The 18,696-nt window shown below is 68.9% G+C and carries 16 protein-coding genes; 11 read left to right on the top strand and 5 right to left on the bottom strand.

Features of this window, described 5'->3' with window-relative positions; translation table 11 throughout:
• Positions 1-229: 229 nt before the first annotated feature.
• Positions 230-1,984 (bottom strand): DEAD/DEAH box helicase, encoded by a 1,755-nt coding sequence (locus ACIHAO_RS13175; protein WP_125780226.1) that lies wholly within the window; start codon positions 1,982-1,984, stop codon positions 230-232.
• A gap of 264 nt (positions 1,985-2,248) precedes the next feature.
• Here ACIHAO_RS13175 and ACIHAO_RS13170 point away from each other — a divergent pair, with 264 nt between their 5' ends.
• Together ACIHAO_RS13170 and ACIHAO_RS13165 are read left to right on the top strand one after the other, a co-directional pair.
• Positions 2,249-3,352, top strand: coding sequence for a YihY/virulence factor BrkB family protein (locus tag ACIHAO_RS13170; RefSeq protein WP_396557434.1), 1,104 nt, complete (start codon positions 2,249-2,251; stop codon positions 3,350-3,352).
• 131 nt (positions 3,353-3,483) lie between these two features.
• The gene (locus tag ACIHAO_RS13165; RefSeq protein ID WP_396557432.1) at positions 3,484-6,624 is read left to right on the top strand and encodes an efflux RND transporter permease subunit; all 3,141 of its coding nucleotides are present in this window, start codon (positions 3,484-3,486) and stop codon (positions 6,622-6,624) included.
• A 105-nt stretch (positions 6,625-6,729) separates the two neighbouring features.
• Here ACIHAO_RS13165 and ACIHAO_RS13160 read toward each other — a convergent pair whose 3' ends face one another.
• A complete protein-coding gene (locus ACIHAO_RS13160) occupies positions 6,730-7,563 on the bottom strand; it encodes a hypothetical protein (RefSeq protein ID WP_396557430.1) in 834 nt (277 codons plus the stop codon).
• 119 nt (positions 7,564-7,682) lie between these two features.
• A complete protein-coding gene (locus ACIHAO_RS13155) occupies positions 7,683-7,925 on the bottom strand; it encodes a DUF3039 domain-containing protein (protein WP_199746296.1) in 243 nt (80 codons plus the stop codon).
• Positions 7,926-7,983: 58 nt separating this feature from the next.
• Between ACIHAO_RS13155 and ACIHAO_RS13150 the strand changes: the two genes are divergently transcribed.
• From ACIHAO_RS13150 to ACIHAO_RS13130, 5 genes are read left to right on the top strand one after another with little or no spacing between them, the layout of a single operon-like run.
• Positions 7,984-8,790 (top strand): sporulation protein, encoded by an 807-nt coding sequence (locus ACIHAO_RS13150; protein ID WP_396557428.1) that lies wholly within the window; start codon positions 7,984-7,986, stop codon positions 8,788-8,790.
• Positions 8,791-8,804: 14 nt separating this feature from the next.
• The gene (locus ACIHAO_RS13145; RefSeq protein WP_396557426.1) at positions 8,805-8,951 is read left to right on the top strand and encodes a hypothetical protein; all 147 of its coding nucleotides are present in this window, start codon (positions 8,805-8,807) and stop codon (positions 8,949-8,951) included.
• Positions 8,948-9,592, top strand: coding sequence for a hypothetical protein (locus tag ACIHAO_RS13140; protein WP_125793630.1), 645 nt, complete (start codon positions 8,948-8,950; stop codon positions 9,590-9,592). The genes ACIHAO_RS13145 and ACIHAO_RS13140 overlap by 4 nt, the downstream gene beginning before the upstream one ends.
• Before the next feature lie 9 nt (positions 9,593-9,601).
• Positions 9,602-10,519, top strand: coding sequence for a pseudouridine-5'-phosphate glycosidase (locus ACIHAO_RS13135; RefSeq protein WP_396557424.1), 918 nt, complete (start codon positions 9,602-9,604; stop codon positions 10,517-10,519).
• Positions 10,516-11,388: a carbohydrate kinase family protein gene (locus tag ACIHAO_RS13130; protein WP_125780209.1), complete on the top strand. Its 873-nt coding sequence runs from the start codon at positions 10,516-10,518 to the stop codon at positions 11,386-11,388. Before ACIHAO_RS13135 ends, ACIHAO_RS13130 begins: the two co-directional genes overlap by 4 nt.
• Before the next feature lie 104 nt (positions 11,389-11,492).
• Here the strand turns inward: ACIHAO_RS13130 and ACIHAO_RS13125 are convergent, their stop codons facing one another.
• Together ACIHAO_RS13125 and ACIHAO_RS13120 are read right to left on the bottom strand one after the other, a co-directional pair.
• A complete protein-coding gene (locus tag ACIHAO_RS13125) occupies positions 11,493-11,846 on the bottom strand; it encodes a DUF3099 domain-containing protein (protein WP_125780206.1) in 354 nt (117 codons plus the stop codon).
• A 17-nt stretch (positions 11,847-11,863) separates the two neighbouring features.
• Positions 11,864-13,129, bottom strand: a complete 1,266-nt coding sequence (locus ACIHAO_RS13120; RefSeq protein WP_396557421.1) for an amidohydrolase — start codon at positions 13,127-13,129, stop codon at positions 11,864-11,866.
• 72 nt (positions 13,130-13,201) lie between these two features.
• Here ACIHAO_RS13120 and ACIHAO_RS13115 point away from each other — a divergent pair, with 72 nt between their 5' ends.
• The 4 genes from ACIHAO_RS13115 (at position 13,202) to ACIHAO_RS13100 (ending at position 18,372) form a co-directional block, all read left to right on the top strand.
• Positions 13,202-14,698 (top strand): methyltransferase, encoded by a 1,497-nt coding sequence (locus ACIHAO_RS13115; protein ID WP_396557419.1) that lies wholly within the window; start codon positions 13,202-13,204, stop codon positions 14,696-14,698.
• Positions 14,698-15,123, top strand: a complete 426-nt coding sequence (gene dtd / locus ACIHAO_RS13110) for a D-aminoacyl-tRNA deacylase (protein WP_396557417.1) — start codon at positions 14,698-14,700, stop codon at positions 15,121-15,123. Before ACIHAO_RS13115 ends, dtd begins: the two co-directional genes overlap by 1 nt.
• Positions 15,124-15,367: 244 nt before the next feature.
• Complete coding sequence (locus ACIHAO_RS13105) at positions 15,368-16,405, top strand: sigma-70 family RNA polymerase sigma factor (RefSeq protein WP_125780198.1); 1,038 nt, start codon at positions 15,368-15,370, stop codon at positions 16,403-16,405.
• Between the two features lie 308 nt (positions 16,406-16,713).
• The gene (locus ACIHAO_RS13100; protein ID WP_396557415.1) at positions 16,714-18,372 is read left to right on the top strand and encodes a fumarate hydratase; all 1,659 of its coding nucleotides are present in this window, start codon (positions 16,714-16,716) and stop codon (positions 18,370-18,372) included.
• The last annotated feature ends 324 nt before the right edge of the window (positions 18,373-18,696 follow it).

Genomic DNA, 18,696 nt, shown 5'->3' with positions numbered 1-18,696 from the left:
GGTGGACGACACGCGTGATCCAACGGACGCCTCGCGTGACTGAGCGGACGGCTCACGTGACTGGGTGGACGACACGCCTGGCGTCCGTCCGATCACGCGAGTCGTCCGAACAAGCAGTCAGTACCTCGGACACTAACGACGCCGCTCACGCGTGCCCCGTGCAATGAAGGGGCCTTTCATAGCAAAATTTGCTATGAAAGGCCCCTTCATTGCACGGGGCGGGGAGTGGTCACCAGGAACGCAGGGTGACGATCCGCTCTTCGAGCTGTTCGACCGAAGCCATCGCGGTCGGCGGTCCGCCGCAGACGCGGCGCAGTTCGTTGTGGATCGCGCCGTGCGGCTTTTTGGTCCGGTGGTGGTGCACGCCCACCAGCGCGTTCAGTTCCTTGCGGAGGCTGCCGAGCCGCTCACTGACCGACTGCGGCCGCGCGACCGGGGCGGCTTCCTCGGCCTTGGGCTTGCGCCGCTTCTCGTCGGAGAGCTGCTCCTCCTGCCGTTTCCGCAGCAGGGCACGCACCTGGTCCGGCTCCAGCAGCCCCGGCAGGCCGAGGTACTCCTGCTCCTCGTCGGAACCGGAGAACACCGCGGTGCCGAAGGAGTTGCCGTCGTAGATGACCTGGTCGAGCTCGGCGGAGGCGCCCAGCGAGGTGAACGCCTTCTCCTCCTCGCCCGGCTCGTCCTCGGTGCGGTTGGCCTGGGCCAGGAGTTCGTCCTCCCAGCCTTCCTTCTCGCGGTGCGGCTTGCCGAGGACGTGGTCGCGCTGGGCTTCCAGCTCACTGGCCAGTTCCAGCAGTACCGGCACACTCGGCAGGAAGACCGAAGCCGTCTCACCGGGTTTGCGCGAACGCACGTACCGGCCGATGGCCTGCGCGAAGAACAGCGGGGTCGACGCGCTCGTGGCGTAGACGCCGACGGCGAGCCGCGGGACGTCGACGCCCTCGGACACCATCCGGACAGCGACCAGCCAGCGGTCGGTCGAATCGGAGAACTCCTTGATCCGCCCGGACGCCTTGGGGTCGTCGGAGAGGACGACCGTCGGGGTCTGGCCGGAGAGGCGCTCCAGGATCTTGGCGTAGGCGCGCGCCGAATCCTGGTCGGTGGCGATCACCAGACCGCCCGCGTCCGGGATGCCGTTGGCGCGCAGCTGCGCGAGACGGGTGTCCGCGGCCTGCAGCACCGACGGGATCCACTCGCCGGCCGGGTCGAGCGCCGTGCGCCAGGCCCGCGCGTTCTGCTCGGCCGTCAGCGGCTCGCCGAGCCGCGCGGTGAACTCCTCCCCCGCGCTCGTGCGCCAGGAGGCCTCACCGGAGTAGGCCAGGAAGACGACCGGCCGGACGACGCCGTCGGCGAGCGCGTCGGCGTAGCCGTAGGAATGGTCGGCCTTGCTGCGCTGGAAACCCGAGCCGTCGGGCTCGTAGGTGACGAACGGGATCTGCGAGTCGTCGCTGCGGAACGGTGTCCCGGTCAGCGCGAGACGGCGGACGGCGGGCGTGAACGCCTCGCGGACCGCGTCGCCCCAGGACTTCGCGTCACCGCCGTGGTGGATCTCGTCGAGGATGACCAGGGTCTTGCGGTTCTCGGTGCGCACGCGGTGCAGCGTCGGATGCGCCGCGACCTGCGCGTAGGTCACCGCGACACCTTGGTAGTCCCGCGAGGTGACGCCGGTGCCGTTGCGGAAGTTCGAGTCGATCGCGATTCCCGCGGCCGCGGCCGAGGCCGCCCACTGGTGCTTGAGGTGCTCCGTCGGCGCGACGATGGTGATCTTCTCGACGGTCCGGTCGCTCAGCAGCTCGGCCGCGATCCGGAGACCGAACACCGTCTTCCCCGCGCCCGGCGTCGCGACGGCCAGGAAGTCCTTCGGTTTCTTCGTCAGGTACTTCGTCAGCGCTCGCCGCTGCCAGGCACGCAGCGGCCGGGCGGTGCTGTCCTTCGCCGCGGGAGGCGCGCCCAGCTCGCCCCGATCGCGTTCAACCGTTTCCGCCATGCCGGTCCCCTCCTCCCACACCCGAAAACACCTGGTCATCCGCCCTGTCACAAGCGAAAACCCCCACTTGGGTATCCGGCGGCGACGCCGGCGCCTGAGGTGAGGGCACTTCGAAGAGACTACCTGCCGCGCCCATGGAACGCCGGAAGCGCCACCCCCGTTGTCGGGTTACTCACCCGAAAACCCAGGGGTGACGAGCCGAATGCCGCAGCATGGACCATGCTGGACACCGTCAAGGGCGCTCGGCGCCGGCGGAGGAGCTGCATGAGCGAGGAGAACGGCCGTCCGGATGCGGCCGCCGAGGTCGCGAAGGGCCGCAGGGGTCCGTTGCGCCTGCTCAGCCGCACGCTCAGCAAGGCGTGGGACGGCAACATCTTCTCCGAGGCCGCCGAAGCCGCGTTCTGGCAGACGCTGTCACTCCCGCCGCTGCTGCTGGGTCTCCTCGGTTGCCTCGGTTTCGTCGGCGACTGGTTCGGCCAGGAGGTCGTGACCGCCGTCCACGACCGGATCATCACCTTCAGCAAGACGATCTTCAGCGACAACGCCGTCCACGACATCATCGAGCCGACGGTGAACAGCATCCTGTTCGTCGGCAAGGGTGAGATCGTCTCGGTCGGTTTCCTGATCTCGCTCTGGGCGGGTTCGTCGGCGATGTCGTCGTTCGTCGACGCGATCACCGTGGCGCACGACCAGTACGGCGTCCGCAACGACGTCTGGCAGCGGATCTTCGCGCTCCTGCTGTACCTGGCCGGGCTGGTCATCCTGGTGGTCGGGCTGCCGCTGCTGGCGATCGGCCCGGATCTGCTCCCCCAGTTCTTCCCCACCGACTGGCGCGGCACGGTGTCCTACTGGGTCGGCACGCTGTACTACCCGGTGCTGGCCGTGATGATCGTGCTGGCGCTGACGACGCTGTACAAGCTGGCCCTGCCGCGCAGGCTGCCGTGGCACCGCGGGCTGCCGGGCGCGATGCTCGCCATGGTCGTGTTCCTGCTCTCCAGTATCGGGCTGCGGATCTACCTGAACTGGATCACCAAGACCGGCTACACCTACGGCGCGCTCGCCGCGCCGATCGCGTTCTTGTTGCTGATGTTCTTCATCGGGCTCGCGGTCGTCTTCGGCGCGTACTTCAACAGCGCGATCCAGGAACTGTGGCCCGCCAAGGCGACGAAACGCCAGCGCCGGAAATGGCGGCGGCTCGAAATGGAACGCGCCAGCGAACGGATCCGCGCCGAAGAGGGCCGCAAACTGTGGGAACGGACGACCGTCCCGCTCCGCCGTCCCCGCCAGAACGACGAGAGCGAACCGGAACAATCCGTGAACGAAGAAACGCAGAGCGAAGCCGATCAGGTGACAGAACGGCGAAGTTGAGCGCGGCCGGGGTGAAACCTCATCCCGAAGTCGTACTCCGGTTCCACCCGTGGTGTGAATCCAGTCCACCCTCCGCCATGAAAAGCTCGCGGTAACCCGCCCGTCCCGAGCTATTCCTGGGGGATCCCGCCATGTCCACGCTGGCCAGACTGAGCCTGCGCAACCGAAGTCTCATCGGGCTGCTCGCCCTGGTGGTGATCGGCTTCGGCGCCTTCGCCCTGCCGCAACTGAAGCAGCAGCTGTTCCCGTCACTGCAGTTCCCGCAGGCGCAGATCATCACGCCGTACGCGGGCGCGTCACCGGACGCGGTCGACCGCCAGGTCACCGAGCCGCTCGAAGGCGGCCTGCAGGGCCTGAAGGGGCTCGAAGAGCTGAGCTCGACGTCGTCGGAGGGACTGTCGCGGATCACCGCGCAGTTCGAGTTCGGCACGGACATCGACGCGGCCGTCGGGCAGATCCAGCGGGTCGTCGACGGGCTGAAGGCACGGCTGCCGCAGAACAGCGAGCCGTCGGTGTCGGCGGGGTCCACCGACGATCTCCCGGTCGTGCTGCTCGCCGCCGGGACCACCGGCGACCCGCAGGCGCTCGCGCCCGCGCTGACCGGGGAGGTCGCGCCGGAACTGCGCAAGATCGACGGCGTCCGTGAGGTAGACGTGACCGGCGCGCGGCAGCCGCGAGTGACCATCGCGCTGGACTACGCGAAGCTGGCCGCCGCGGGTGTCGACCCGTCGTCGATCGCCACGACGCTGCAGACCGCCGGTGCCGCCGTCCCGGCAGGGACGCTGACCGAAGGCGACAAGACGCTCACCGTCCAGGTCGGCGGCGGACCGACCACAGTGGACACGATCAAGAACCTTTACCTGACACCGGCCGCGACGCCGGCATCGCGCCCCGGTGCGGCGGCGGGCAAGCCGGTCGCGGTCAAGCTCGGTGACGTCGCCGACGTCCAGGCCGGATTCGCGCCGCCGACGTCGATCACCCGCACCAACGGCAAGCCGAGCCTCGGCCTCTCGATCACCATGGTGGAGAACGGGAACGCGGTCGCGATCTCGGAATCGGTGCGGGACAAGCTGCCCGAGCTGTCGAAGAAGATCGGCGCCGAGATGAGCGTCGTCTTCGACCAGGGCACCCCGGTCAAGGACGCGATCAGCGGACTGACCACCGAAGGCCTGCTGGGGCTGGCGTTCGCGGTCGTGGTGATCCTGCTGTTCCTGCTGTCGGTGCGGTCCACGCTCGTGACGGCGGTGTCGATCCCGCTTTCGGTGGTCGTGGCGCTGCTGGCGCTGTGGACCGGCGATCTGTCGCTGAACCTGCTCACCCTCGGCGCGCTCACCATCGCCATCGGGCGGGTGGTCGACGACTCGATCGTGGTGCTGGAGAACATCAAACGACATCTGGCGTACGGCGAGGAAAAAGAGCGCGCGGTGCTCGACGGCGTGCGCGAGGTCGCGGGCGCCGTGACGTCGTCCACGCTCACCACGGTCGCGGTGTTCCTGCCGATCGCCTTCGTGGGCGGGTTCGTCGGCGAGCTGTTCTCGCCGTTCGCGATCACGGTCACCGTGGCGCTGCTGGCGTCGCTGCTGGTGTCGCTGACGATCGTGCCGGTGCTGGCGTACTGGTTCCTCAAGCCGCCGAAGACCCCGGCGAACGAGCAGGAAGCCGAGCTCACGCGTCAAGCCGCCGAGGACAAGGAACGCCGCGGGCTGCTGCAGCGCGGGTACGTTCCGGTGATCCGGTTCGCCACCCGCCGCCGCGTCACCGTGGTGCTGCTGGCGCTGATCATCTTCGGTGGCACGGTCGGGCTGGCGTCGCAGCTGAACACCAACTTCCTCGACCAGTCCGGCTCGACGACGCTGAGCCTTTCGCAGAAGCTGCCGCCCGGCACCAGTTCCGAGGCCAAGGAGAAGGCAGCCGGCGCGGTGGAGCAGGCGCTCGCCGCCGAACCCGCCGTCGAGACCTACCAGGTGAGCATCGGCGGGGGCGGCTTCTTCGGAGGCGGCGGGACGGCGACCAGCATCCAGGTCACCGTCGCCAAGGACACCGACCTCGACGCGCTCTCGGAGCGGTTGCGGGGCAAGCTCGACAAGCCGGAGCTCGGCGAGGTCAAGATCGGCGCGGAAGCGGGCGGGTTCAACTCGGACCAGGTCTCGATCACCGTCACCGCACCGGACGAGGCGGCGTTGAAGCCCGCCGCCGAGCAGGTCCGCCAGGCCCTGTCCGGAGTGCCGGACCTGACCGAGGTGACCAGTGACCTCGCGCAGGGTTCGCCGCGGGTGCAGGTCGAGGTCGACGCCGCCAAGGCCGCCGCGAGCGGGCTTTCGGCGACCACGATCGGCCAGATCGCGAACCAGGCCATCGCCGGCCGCACGGTGACCCAGTTGCCGGTGGACGGTCAGCGCACGGACATCGTGCTGCGCGCGGGCACCGCCCCGGTGTCGGTCGACGCGGTCAAGGCGCTGCCTATCCCGAGCGCGACCGGCGTCGTCCGGCTCGACTCCGTCGCGAACGTGTCCACAGTGGACGGCCCGGCGGCGGTGCACCGCACCTCCGGCGAGCTGAGCACCACGGTCACCGCCAAGAACACCGGCGCGGACCTGGCCGCCACCACGAAGGCCATCCAGTCCAAGTTGGACGGGCTGAACTTCACCGGCGGCGCGGCGTACAAGCTCGGCGGCGTCAGCGAGGACCAGCAGGAGGCCTTCGGGAACCTGTTCCTCGCGCTGCTGGCCGCGGTCGCGATCGTGTACCTGATCATGGTTGCGACGTTCCGCAGCCTGCTCCAGCCGCTGATCCTGCTGGTGTCGATCCCGTTCGCGGCGACCGGCGCGATCGGGCTGCTGCTCGCCACCGGGACCGCGCTGGGCCTGCCCGCGTTGATCGGGATGCTGATGCTCGTCGGCATCGTGGTGACCAACGCGATCGTGCTGATCGACCTGATCAACCAGTACCGGGCTTCGGGGATGAGCGTCGCCGACGCCGTCGTCGAAGGCGGCAGGCGACGGCTGCGGCCGATCCTGATGACCGCGGCGGCGACCATCTTCGCGCTGGTCCCGATGGCGCTCGGGCTGACCGGCCAGGGCGGGTTCATCGGCCAGCCGCTGGCGATCGTGGTCATCGGCGGCCTGGTCAGCTCGACCCTGCTGACGCTGATCCTCGTGCCGACGCTCTACACGATGGTCGAAACCCGGAAAGAGAAGCGCCGCGCGAAGAAGGACGCCCGGCGGTCTTCGGCCCCGGCTTCCGAGGCGCTGACGCCGGAGCCGACCGCGTAGACCCAGGCGTGACGGAACGCGTAACTCGCGTGATCGAAGCCGTAACTCGCGTGCTTGGAGCAGGTACGCCTTCAAGCACGCGAGTTACGCGTCTGATCACGCGAGTCACGCCTTCCGGAACCGCCAGGTCTTGCTGTCGAACGCCACGCACCACGACGGCGACAGCACCACGACCCGCAGCATCCCGTCGGCGGCGACGTCGACGCCCTCGGTCTCGAAGTTCCCGCTGCAGGTGCTCTTCAGGGGCAACTGCCCCAGCGAGGTCACCCGCCCGGTCACGTCCGAACCGGACAGCGCGCCGGAAAGATCCACCTGCAGCAGCGGCTTCGTGGTCCCGAAGAGCGAGCCCTCGGGGTCGTCGGACGCGCACAGCAGCCGGGTCGCGGTGACGAAGTCGCAGCCCTGGATGTCCCGCACCGGCTTGTCGAGCCGGATCGCGGACGCGTACGGCAGGTTCGCCGACGGATTCGTGTGCGCGACGCCGGGCATCGGGTGCACGAGGAGCCGGTCCATCGTGCCCCACTCACCGGCCACCAGCCAGCGGGCGTCGGGGGTCACTGCGGCGAACGAGTTGTTGTTCGCTTCCCACGACTCCAGCGTGTGCGTGTAGTTCGCCCACGTCCCGTTTGGCGACTCGACGCGGAAGAGCTTCGCGCCCCTGTCGTCACGCTGGTACGGCTCGACGTACCAGCCCTGCGCGGAGCCCGGATCGCCGACGTGGTTCCAGCCCTGCGACGAGAGGTTCACCGGAACCGTCGCGATCCCGGTGTAGCGGTAGCTGGTCCCGGACGGCCGTTCGATGGTGGCCAGGCCCTGGCCCTCGTCGAGCGGGCGGGCGTTGTCCGAGCCGACCGTGGTCCAGCCTGTGACGGCTTGGGCGGCGGGTGAGAACACCGCGACCAACGCGGTGATGGCGAGCACGATCCCGGTTCTACGCATGAAGGCTCCGTCCCGGCGGGGTTTCGCTGGCGGTAATGAATTACCAGCGAAAACCGGGACGGGCAGCCACCATGTGAAGGATTTTCAGATTTTGTCCGGTTTCGGACAACGGTCAGGCGTCAGTCGCCCGGCTTGAGACCGTCGTAGATCTTCTTGCAGTCCGGGCAGACCGGCGAACCGGGCTTCGCCGACTTCGTCACCGGGAAGACCTCGCCGCACAGCGCCACCACGTGCGTGCCCATGACCGCGCTTTCGGCGATCTTGTTCTTGCGCACGTAGTGGAACATCTTCGGCGCGTCGTCGTCGGTGCTGTCGGTGCCCTCGGGACGGGTATCCGGCTTCGGAAGGGTCTGTGTACTCACCCCTCCATAATGCCCCAAATCCTCCTGCGCACACCGGCGACCTGGCAGGATCTCGCCCATGTTCTCGAAGGTGCTCGCGACGTTCGGTTCCGGTGGGGCGAAGATCGACGCCCGGCTGCTCGACCGCACGGTCTCCCCCGGCCGCCCGTTGCGCGGCGAGGTCCTGCTGCTCGGCGGCGAAGTCGATCAAGAGATCAACGGTCTCTCGGTGAAGCTGCTCGCCAGGGTCACGCTGCCGGACGAACGCCGCCCCGGCGTCGAAGACCTCGAGTTCGGCGTCCAGCAGCTGGCAGGCAGCGAGCGGATCGCGCCGGGTCAGCAGATCCGCCTCCCGTTCGAGGTGGCCCTGCCCTGGGAGACGCCGATCTCCAGCATCTTCGGCAAACCGCTGAACGGGATGGCCGTCGGCCTCCAGACCAGCCTCGACATCGCGAACTCCGTCACCGACCCGGTCGACGTCGACGGCGCCGCGATCGAGCCGCTGCCCGCGCAGAAACGGATCTTGGACGCCTTCAGCCGGATCGGCTTCGTCTTCCGCGAGGCCGTGCTGGAACGCGGCCGGATCAACGGCGCGATCCAGCAGCTCCCGTTCTTCCAGGAGATCCGCTTCACCCCTTCACCGCGGTTCGCGCCCGTCTTCACCTCCGTGGCGGTGACCTTCCTGTCCTCGCCCTCGGAGACGCAGGTCGTGCTGGAGGTGACCAAACGGGTCCGGGTGTCCAAGAGCGGCGGGTTCGGCGGGCGCGGCCAGGAGTTCCTCGGCCTGTTCAAGGTCGACCACGCCGCGCTGGAGCGGGTCAAGTGGGAGCCGCAGCTCGAGGGCTGGCTCCACGAGGTGGCCAAAGCACGCGGGATCTTCGACTGACGTTTCCCGACGCCGTGAACGGCAAACACAAGACCACGTACGGAATGGACATGCTCGACCCCGCTTCGAACGCGTCGATCCGGGTCCGGCCACGGAAGGTGTTCGGCATGCTGGAAAAGGACTTCTCGGGATCTCCGGCTCGCTGGGTGTTCCCGGCATGATCTGGGCCACCGCCGTCACCAGGCTCGGCGGCGATCACCTGATCGCCGCCGTCGCGTGGAACGACCTCGAAACCCGCTACGCCGAGCCGCATCGCCACTACCACGATCTCCGGCACGTCAAGGCCGTCGCCCGGGACAGCGGGGACCTCGCCGTCGCCTTTGGTTTGGGCTCCCGCGAGCGAGCACTCGTCGCCATCGCCGCCTGGACGCACGACGTCGTCTACGACGCCCGCCCCGGCGAGGACGAACGGGCGAGCGCGGCCTGGACCCGTGCGGAGCTCACCAACGCCGGCGTCCCCCGGGCCGACGTCGAGCGCGCCGGGGAACTCGTCCTCGGCACGATCCACCACTCCGCCCCGGACGACGACCTCCTCGCCACGGCGCTGCTCGACGCCGACCTCGCGATCCTCGGCGCCACGCCGGAGCGTTACGAGGAGTATGCGAACGGTGTCCGGGCGGAGTATTCGATCTACTCGGACGAGGAGTGGCGGACGGGACGCTCGGCCGTGCTGGAGAACCTGCTGGCCCGGCCGCGGCTGTACCGCAGCGACATCGCGCGGGCACGCTGGGAGAGCAAGGCGCGGGAGAACCTCGCGAACGAACTGACCCGATGGCGTGACGCGGACCCACATCACCGATGATGTTCGTTCGTGACTCCGCAACTGTCCCTTCACGAAGAGGTCGCCTCCGCCCTCGCCGCCGGTGATCCCGTCGTCGCACTGGAGAGCACCATCCTCTCCCACGGCCTCCCGCCCGGCCGCAACCTCGACGTCGCCCGGCGGCTGGAGAAGGTCGTGCGCGACGGCGGCGCCGTCCCCGCGACCATCGCCGTCCTCGACGGCGTCCCCCTGATCGGCCTCTCGGGTGAGCAGCTGGAACGCGTCTGCGCGCCCGGCGCGGACCTCGACAAGCTGTCGCTGCGCGACATCGGCCCGGCCGTCGGCCTCGGCCGGTCCGGGGCGACGACGGTCGCGAGCACCGCGGCGCTGGCCGCCGCGGCCGGGATCGGCATGTTCGCCACCGGCGGGCTCGGCGGCGTACACCAGGGCGCGGCGCGGAGCTGGGACGTCTCGGCTGATCTGGGCGTACTCGCGAAGGTGCCGACCACGGTCGTCTGCTCCGGGGTGAAGTCGGTGCTCGACATCGCCGCGACACTCGAAGTGCTGGAGACCAACTCGGTACCCGTGCTGGGGTACCGCACCGGCGAATTCCCCGCGTTCTACCTCCGCTCCTCCGGTTACGAGGTGCCGTGGCGGGTCGACGACGCCGCGCAGGCCGCCTCGGTCATCTCCGCCCATCGCGCGCACGCGAATTCCGGTGTGCTGCTGGCTAATCCGATCCCCGAAGCGTCCGAAATGGACAAAGAGCTGCACGACCGGCTGCTCGCCGAAGGGCTGGAGCTGCTGAAGTCGCGAGGCGTGCACGGCAAGGACGTCACGCCGGTACTGCTGGAGCACTTCCACACCGCGAGCGACGGGGTGAGCCTCGACGCGAACGAGGCACTGGTGCTCTCCAACGCGGAACTGGCCACCGAGGTGGCCGTCGCGCTCGCCGGGACCGCGGCATGAGCGGCATCGTGGTCGTCGGCGACGTCGGCCTCGACGTCGTCGCGCGGCACGAAGGCCCCATCCCGCACGGTGGCGACATCCGCGCGAAGGTCCACTTCACCAGCGGCGGCGCGGGCGCGAACACCGCGCTGTGGCTGCGGGCCGAGGACGCGGAGACCACGCTGGTCGCGCGGATCGGCGACGATTCCGGTGGCCGCATGGTGAAGGGCGAACTGGAAGCCGCCGGCGTCCGCTGCGAATTCGCCGTCGATCCCGAAGAACCGACGTTCTGCGTCGTGGTGCTCGTCGACGGCGCCGGTGAGCGGAGCATGCTCGCCGACCGTGGCGCGAACGCGCGGTTCAGCCCTTCCGACATCACGGAGGCGGCGCTGAGCGGCGCGAGCCACCTGCACCTCTCGGGCTACGTCCTGCTGTACCCGTCTTCACGGCCCGCGGCGCTCGCCTCGCTGGCGGCGGCGAAGAAGGCCGGGCTGACGACGTCGGTCGACCCGCAGGCGGCGACGCTGATCACCGACCCGGCGGCCTTCCTCGACGACGTGCGCGGCGTCGACCTGCTGATGCCGAACACCAGCGAACTGGTCGCGCTGACCGGGTCGAGTGATCCCGAGGCGGCGAAGGAACTGCTGGACTACGTCGGTGAGGTCGTGGTCACCGCCGGCCTCGACGGCGCCAGCTGGGTGGACGCGAGCGGCGTCATCACCTCGGTGCCCGCGCAGCCCGCGGAGTGCGTCGACTCGACCGGCGCCGGGGACGCCTTCGACGCCGGTGTGCTGGCGGCGTGGCTTCGCGGCGAGTCCACCGTGGAGGTCCTTCGGGCGGGGACCCGGCTGGGAGCGCGTGCGGTGGCGAAGGTCGGGCCGCAGCCGTAGCCGCCCGTGAAACGCAGCCGAAAAACTGAGATGAAAGGCCCCTTCATTGCAAAATTTGCAATGAAGGGGCCTTTCATCTCACGCGACTGCACGCGCGAAACGCGTCAGCCGCCGTCGATGACGCGATGACCGCCGCTTTCGAGCCGCGTCGGTTCGGCCTCGTACCGGTTGACCTTCTCGCTCTTGCGAGGCGGCCGGTCGTTGGCCACGAGGACGGCGATCCAGGGCAGCGGGATCGAGATCGCGATGAGGGCCAGCGCGAGCCACCAGGTCTCGTAGAAGATCCCGGCGAGGATCAGGCAGGGGATGCGGAACGACATCATGATGATGTACTTCCGCTTCCGCTTGGCGAGCTGGTCTTCGTAGGACGGGGCGGCTTCGGTGATCAGCACCGGAGCGGGTTCCCTCGGTTCGGGACCGTGGGCGGGCGCGTTCACAGCACCACCTCCGGCTTCCATGCTCCCACTCGCCGGGCTCATCCGACACCCGGGTGGGTGAGCCGATGCAGAGCGGCGACCACGAGTGTCTCGACGCCGGCCGAAAGCGTCGGGTGCGGGATCGGCGCGAAGAGCGGCGAGTGGTTCGACGGAATGTCCTGTTCGAAGCGACCGGCGGTCATCGCGGCGATCACCTTGCCCTCTTCCAGGCCGCCGACCAGCCAGAACACCGAAGGTACGCCGGCGGCGCGGCCGAACTCGCTGAAGTCCTCGCTGCCGGTGACCAGCGGCGCGGGCATCACCCGGCCCTCGCCGAAGTGGTCGCGGAAGGCGGCGGTGAGTTCTTCGGTGGCCGCGTCGTCGTTCTCGGTGACCGGGAACGCGCCGATCCGCTCGATCTCCGGCGCTTTCGGCGCGCCCGCGGTGGCCGCCTCACCCTGGACGATCCGTTCGACCGCCGCGACGACCTTCTCCCGCACGGCCTGGTCGAACGACCGGATGTTGACCTCGAGGACGGCGTGGTCGGCGATGATGTTGTGCGCGGTGCCGACGTGCAGCGAGCCGACGGTCACCACCGCCGACTCGGTCGCCGGGATCTCCCGCGAAACGATCGTCTGCAGCTTCAGCACCACGGACGCGGCGAGCACGGCGGGGTCCACCGTGGTCTCGGGACGCGAGCCGTGCCCGCCCCGGCCGTGCAACGTGATGCGGAGCGCGTCCGTGGCCGCCATGATCACGCCCGGCCTGGTCAGCACCCAGCCCGCCGGACCGGGCACCACGTGCTGGCCGAGTACGACGTCGGGTTTGCCGGCGGGCCCGAAGACCCCGTCGCGGACCATGCCGGCGGCGCCGTCCCCGGCCTCCTCCCCCGGCTGGAACACGACCATCAGCGTGCCGGACCAGTGTTCGCGGCCGGACGCGAGCAGCGACGCGGCCCCGGAGAGCCAGGTGGCGTGCATGTCGTGCCCGCAGGCGTGCATCACCGGGACTTCGCGGCCGTCGGCGTCGACACCGCGCGCGGTGCTCGCGTACGGCAAGCCGGTCTTCTCTTCGACCGGCAACGCGTCGATGTCGGCGCGCAGCATCACCTTCGGGCCGGGGCCGTTGCGCAGTACCCCCAGGACGCCGGTGCGCCCGATGCCGGTGTGCACCTCGTAACCGTCGGCCTCCAGACGCCGGGCCAGTTCAGCGGCGGTGCGGGTTTCGGCGAACGACAGCTCCGGATGCCGGTGGAGGTCGATGTACAGGTCTTCCAATCCGGGCAGCGCCGCCTGCAGCGGTGCCAGGACACTTTCGAGGCTCACCACCTCATCCTGGCAGTATTACTCATCGTGAGCAGATGCCCCGTCGCACCCGATCCGTCGCAATTACCCACCGTGAGCACACGAGCCGCCCTCCCCGACCTGTCCGACGACGTCTGCGCGAGGCTGCGGGACGCCTTCCGCCGGACGGGGTACGACACCGACGGCGTGGTCGGCGCCCTCGGCTCCGCGCACGCCGCCCTCGGCCGCGGCGAACCGGAACTCGCCTACCGCGCGACCCGCGACGCGGGTGAGCTCGGCACGCTGATCCGCCTGTTCCTGCTGGGTTCGACCGAGCCGGAGAAGGACGTCGAGGCCGCTTTCGCGCCACTGCCCCTCGATGACGCGGTCGCCGCGACGCTGCTCATGCCCGCCGCGGACGGCTACCGGGCCGGGCTCGACGTGCGCCCGCACGGCGACGACGAAGGCTCCTGGTGGGTCGTTTCGGATCTCGACGCCGACGTCCTCGGCAAGAGCGTGCCCGAGGACCACGTGCTCGGCGTCGGGCACGCGTCCCTCAGCCTGATCCGGGCGGCCAGCCGCCGCGAGGTCGGCAGCCTGCTCGACGTCGGCACGGGCAACGGCGTCCAGGCGCTGCACGCCACCCGCCACGCGAAGAAGGTGACCGCGACCGACGTCTCGGCCCGCGCGCTGGCCCTCGCCGCGGCCACCTTCCGGCTCAACGAACTGGACGTCGAACTCGTGCGCGGCGAATGGTTCGCGCCGGTCGCGCGGCGCCGGTTCGACCAGATCGTCTGCAATCCGCCGTTCGTGGTCGGCCCGCCGCGCGTCGACTACACCTACCGCGACTCCGGTCTCGCCGGTGACGACGCCAGCGCGCTCGTGGTGCGGCAGCTGCCCGGGTTCCTCAATGACGGCGGCACCGGCCAGCTCCTGGCGTCGTGGCTGCACGTGAAGGGCGAGGACTGGGGCGATCGGGTGACCCGCTGGCTGCCCGCCGAGACCGACGCGTGGTTCGTCCAGCGGGACATCGCGGATCCGGGCCTGTACGTCGGCACGTGGCTGCGGGACGCCGGAATCGATCCCCGGTCCCCCGAAGGCCGCGCGAAATCCGGCGCCTGGCTCGACTGGTTCGCCGAGAACGACGTCCAGGGCATCGGTTTCGGCTTCGTCACCCTTCGCCGGGCGGACGGCGCGACGCCGACGATCGTGTGCGAGGACCTTCGCCAGGCCTACGACGATCCGCTGGGCGCGGAGGCGGCGAACTGGCTGGATCGGGTGGAATGGCTGCGCGCCAACGGCGATTCGCTCCTCGATGTCCGATTCCGCGTCCCGGAAAGCGTCCTTCTGGAGAGTGTCGCCGAGCCGGGCGAGGAGGGCTGGGCCACGACCGTCCAGCGGCTGCACCGCACCGACGGCCCCGGCTGGTCGCATGAAGTCGACGAACTGGCGACGAGGCTGCTCGCCGGCTGCCAGGGCGCGCTGCCGCTGGAAGACCTGATCGTGCTGCTGGCGGCCGCTCAAGGACTCGAACCGGAGGAGCTGGCCGAAGCCGCGCTTCCCGTGGTCCGTGAACTGGTCCGCCACGGCATGCTCCTCCCCGCCGCCTGATGCGGGCGGTGGTGGCGAGGGTCACGGAAGCGAGCGTGACCGTCGGCGACGAGGTGACCGGCGCCATCGAAGAGCCGGGTTTGCTGGTGCTGCTGGGAATACACGTCGACGACGACGTGACGAAAGCCGCCACGATGGCTCGCAAACTGCACGAAGCTCGCATACTTCGCGAAGAGGAATCCTGCGCCACTACCGGCGCTCCATTGCTTGTCGTAAGCCAGTTCACCCTCTACGGCGACACCCGCAAAGGCCGCCGTCCTTCCTGGACGGCGGCCGCCCGGCCCGAGGTCGCGGAACCGCTCGTGACGGCCGTGGTCGACGCTTTGCGCGAACGTGGCGCCCGGGTCGAAACCGGCCGGTTCGGGGCCATGATGGCGGTCCGGAGCGTGAACGACGGTCCGTTCACCCTCCTCATAGAGGTCTAGACCACGTTTGTTTCTCCCGGGCACGGGCATTCTCAGGAAAAGCTCAGGGTTGGTGGAGCAACGCCCCAGGTCAGCCACCCGTCTCCTCTGTAGCGGCCGGGAACGTTTTCGGACCTCCCGGCGTTGAGCAAAGTGTCCAGCCAAGCTGGGCCGACGAGGAGTAGCGGGTTTTCCACAGGGCCTGCTACGCCGAGGCGGATCCGGCGGACACACCGCACGTTCAGCCCGTGACCGGGGAGGCAGAATGTCAGTCCAGACTCTCGAACGCGAAGCGCGCGGGATTCGCGAGCGCCGTATCCCGGCGCAGTCCACCGAGGAGCCGGTGATCGCGGGGGCGTTCACCGATGCAGCAGCAGACCTCGACGCACAGAGCCCGGCCGCGGACCTCGTTCGCGTGTACCTCAACGGAATCGGCAAGACGGCGCTGCTGTCCGCCGCCGACGAGGTCGAGCTGGCCAAGCGCATCGAAGCGGGCGTTTTCGCCCAGCACATGCTGGACACGGCCGAAAGCCTCACGCCGAAGCGGCGTTCGGAGATGTCCGCCCTCGTGCGTGACGGCCACGTCGCGAAGAACCACCTGCTGGAGGCCAACCTCCGCCTCGTGGTCTCGCTCGCGAAGCGTTACACCGGCCGGGGGATGCCGCTGCTCGACCTGATCCAGGAGGGGAACCTGGGTCTGATCCGCGCGGTGGAGAAGTTCGACTACTCCAAGGGGTTCAAGTTCTCGACCTACGCCACCTGGTGGATCCGCCAGGCCATCACCAGGGGAATGGCCGACCAGGGACGCACCATCCGGCTGCCGGTCCACCTGGTGGAACAGGTGAACAAGCTGGCCCGCATCAAGCGTGATCTGCACCAGCAGCTCGGCCGGGACGCCACCCACGAGGAACTCGCCGCCGAGTCGGGTATCCCGGCGCACAAGATCTCCGACCTGCTCGACCACTCGCGTGACCCGGTGAGCCTCGACATGCCGGTCGGCACCGAGGAGGACGCCCCGCTCGGTGACTTCATCGAGGACTCCGAGGCGACCGACGCGGAGAGCGCCGTGATCTCCGGTCTGCTCCAGGACGACCTGCGCCGCGTGCTCGCGACGCTGGACGACCGCGAGTCCCAGGTGATCCGCCTGCGCTACGGCCTCGACGACGGCCAGCCGCGCACGCTTGACCAGATCGGCAAGCACTTCGGGCTCTCCCGTGAGCGCGTTCGGCAGATCGAGCGAGAGGTCATGTCGAAGCTGCGTCAGGGTGAGCGAGCGGACCGCCTGCGCGCCTACGCTTCGTAATGCCACAACCCCTTTCGACGCGGAAAAAGCAACACCCGTTCGGCAGCGTTGACTTATGACCTGCGTCACGAGACCGTCGAGCAGGTAATAAGTCTTCGCGGTCGGGTGTTCGCGCCCGGATCGCTTTCCCCGGGAGGTCGGGTCCGTCGGGGTGGGCCCGGCCTCCCGAACCAATTTGTGGGGCCCGGCGACAAAATGCGGGATGCGAATTGCATTCTCCTCACCTTCACCCCGGACGTGACGCCGGTCACTCGGGACCCGCCTAGTACCGTGGGCGGGTTCCCGATGCCGGCAAAGGAGCCCGCGCAGTGGCGCCCACCACGTTCCAGCACACTGAAGTCCTTCCGCTCGCGAAGGACACCCACACCGAGTACCGGCTGCTCGGCACCGAAGGTGTCGAGGTCGTCGAGGCCGCGGGCCGGAAGTTTCTCCAGGTCGAGCCCGAAGCGCTGACCAAACTCGCCAAGACCGCGATCACCGACATCCAGCACCTGTTGCGCTCGTCGCATCTGGCGCAGCTGCGCGCGATCGTCGACGACCCCGAGGCCAGCGGCAACGACCGGTTCGTCGCGATGGACCTGCTGCGCAACGCGGCGATCTCCGCCGGCGGCGTCCTCCCGATGTGCCAGGACACCGGCACGGCGATCGTGATCGGCAAACGCGGCGAAGGCGTGCTCACCGGCGCCGACGACGAGCGCGCGCTGTCGCGAGGCATTTTCGAGGCCTATCAGGAGTTGAATCTGCGCTATTCGCAGATGGCGCCGGTGAATTTCTGGGATGAGCGCAATACCGGCACCAACTTGCCCGCGCAGATCGAGCTCTATCACAAAGACGGCCAAGGCGACCCCAGCTATGAATTCCTGTTCATGGCCAAGGGCGGCGGCAGCGCGAACAAGACGTTCCTCTATCAGGAAACGAAAGCTGTCCTGAACCCGAAGCGGCTCGCGAAGTTCCTCGACGAGAAGCTGCGCAGCCTCGGCACCGCGGCCTGCCCGCCGTACCACCTCGCGATCGTCGTCGGCGGCACGTCGGCGGAGTTCAACCTGAAGGTCGCGAAGCTGGCCTCCGCGCGCTATCTCGACGACCTGCCCACCGAGGGTTCCGAGCTGGGCCACGGTTTCCGCGACGTCGACCTCGAACAGCAGGTACTGGAGATGACGCGCCAGTTCGGCATCGGCGCGCAGTTCGGTGGCAAGTACTTCTGCCACGACGTCCGCGTGATCCGCCTGCCGCGCCACGGCGCGTCCTGCCCGGTCGGCGTCGCCGTCTCGTGCTCGGCGGACCGCCAGGCGAAGGCGAAGATCACCGCGGACGGCGTGTTCCTGGAGCAGCTGGAGCGCGACCCGGCCCGCTTCCTGCCGGACGTCACCGAGGACGACCTGTCCGACGAGGTCGTGAACGTCGACCTCAACCGTCCGATGGCCGAGATCCGCGCCCAGCTCTCGCAGCTGCCGGTGAAGACACGCCTGTCGCTGACCGGCCCGCTCGTCGTCGCCCGCGACATCGCGCACGCGAAGATCGCCGAGCGGCTCGACGCGGGCGAAGAGATGCCGCAGTACCTTCGCGACCACCCGGTGTACTACGCGGGCCCGGCGAAGACGCCCGAGGGCTACGCGTCGGGTTCCTTCGGGCCGACCACCGCGGGCCGCATGGACTCCTACGTCGAGCAGTTCCAGGCCGCGGGCGGCTCGCTGGTGATGCTGGCGAAGGGCAACCGGTCCAAGAAGGTGACCGCCGCGTGCAACGAGCACGGCGGGTTCTACCTCGGCTCGATCGGCGGCCCGGCCGCGCGGCTCGCGCAGGACTGCATCAAGAAGGTCGACGTCCTCGAGTACGCCGAGCTGGGGATGGAGGCGGTCTGGAAGATCGAGGTCGAGGACTTCCCCGCGTTCATCGTCATCGACGACAAGGGCAACGACTTCTTCGAGGCCACGTCGGAACCGGTGCTGCAGATCAGCTTCCGGTGAGATGAAAGGTCCTTTCCTTGCGAATTTTGCAAGGAAAGGACCTTTCATGGCGCACGTAGAGGCCTCCTTCACCACTTTGAGGGTCAGGGTCCCGGCAAAAGTCGCAAAACCGCTGTTCGGTTCAGGGGCGTGAGCTACTCGAGGCATGCGTCAAGCCTCCGAACGTCCACAAGGGACACTTTCGAGCGGTGAAATGTCTGATTGATGGCTCGATGTGCGGTTCTTGATGGGGGTCGTTGGGGTGGGAGGTTTATTAGTAAAAAAATATGCAAGCGAAACCAAAAAGCAGTCGGACAACAAGAACCAACCCCAACCAACACACAA

The organism is Amycolatopsis sp. NPDC052450, assembly GCF_044547565.1.
Classification (GTDB): domain Bacteria; phylum Actinomycetota; class Actinomycetes; order Mycobacteriales; family Pseudonocardiaceae; genus Amycolatopsis.
Note: the sequence above shows the minus strand (reverse complement) of the source record. Positions and strands in the feature narration are given on the sequence as shown.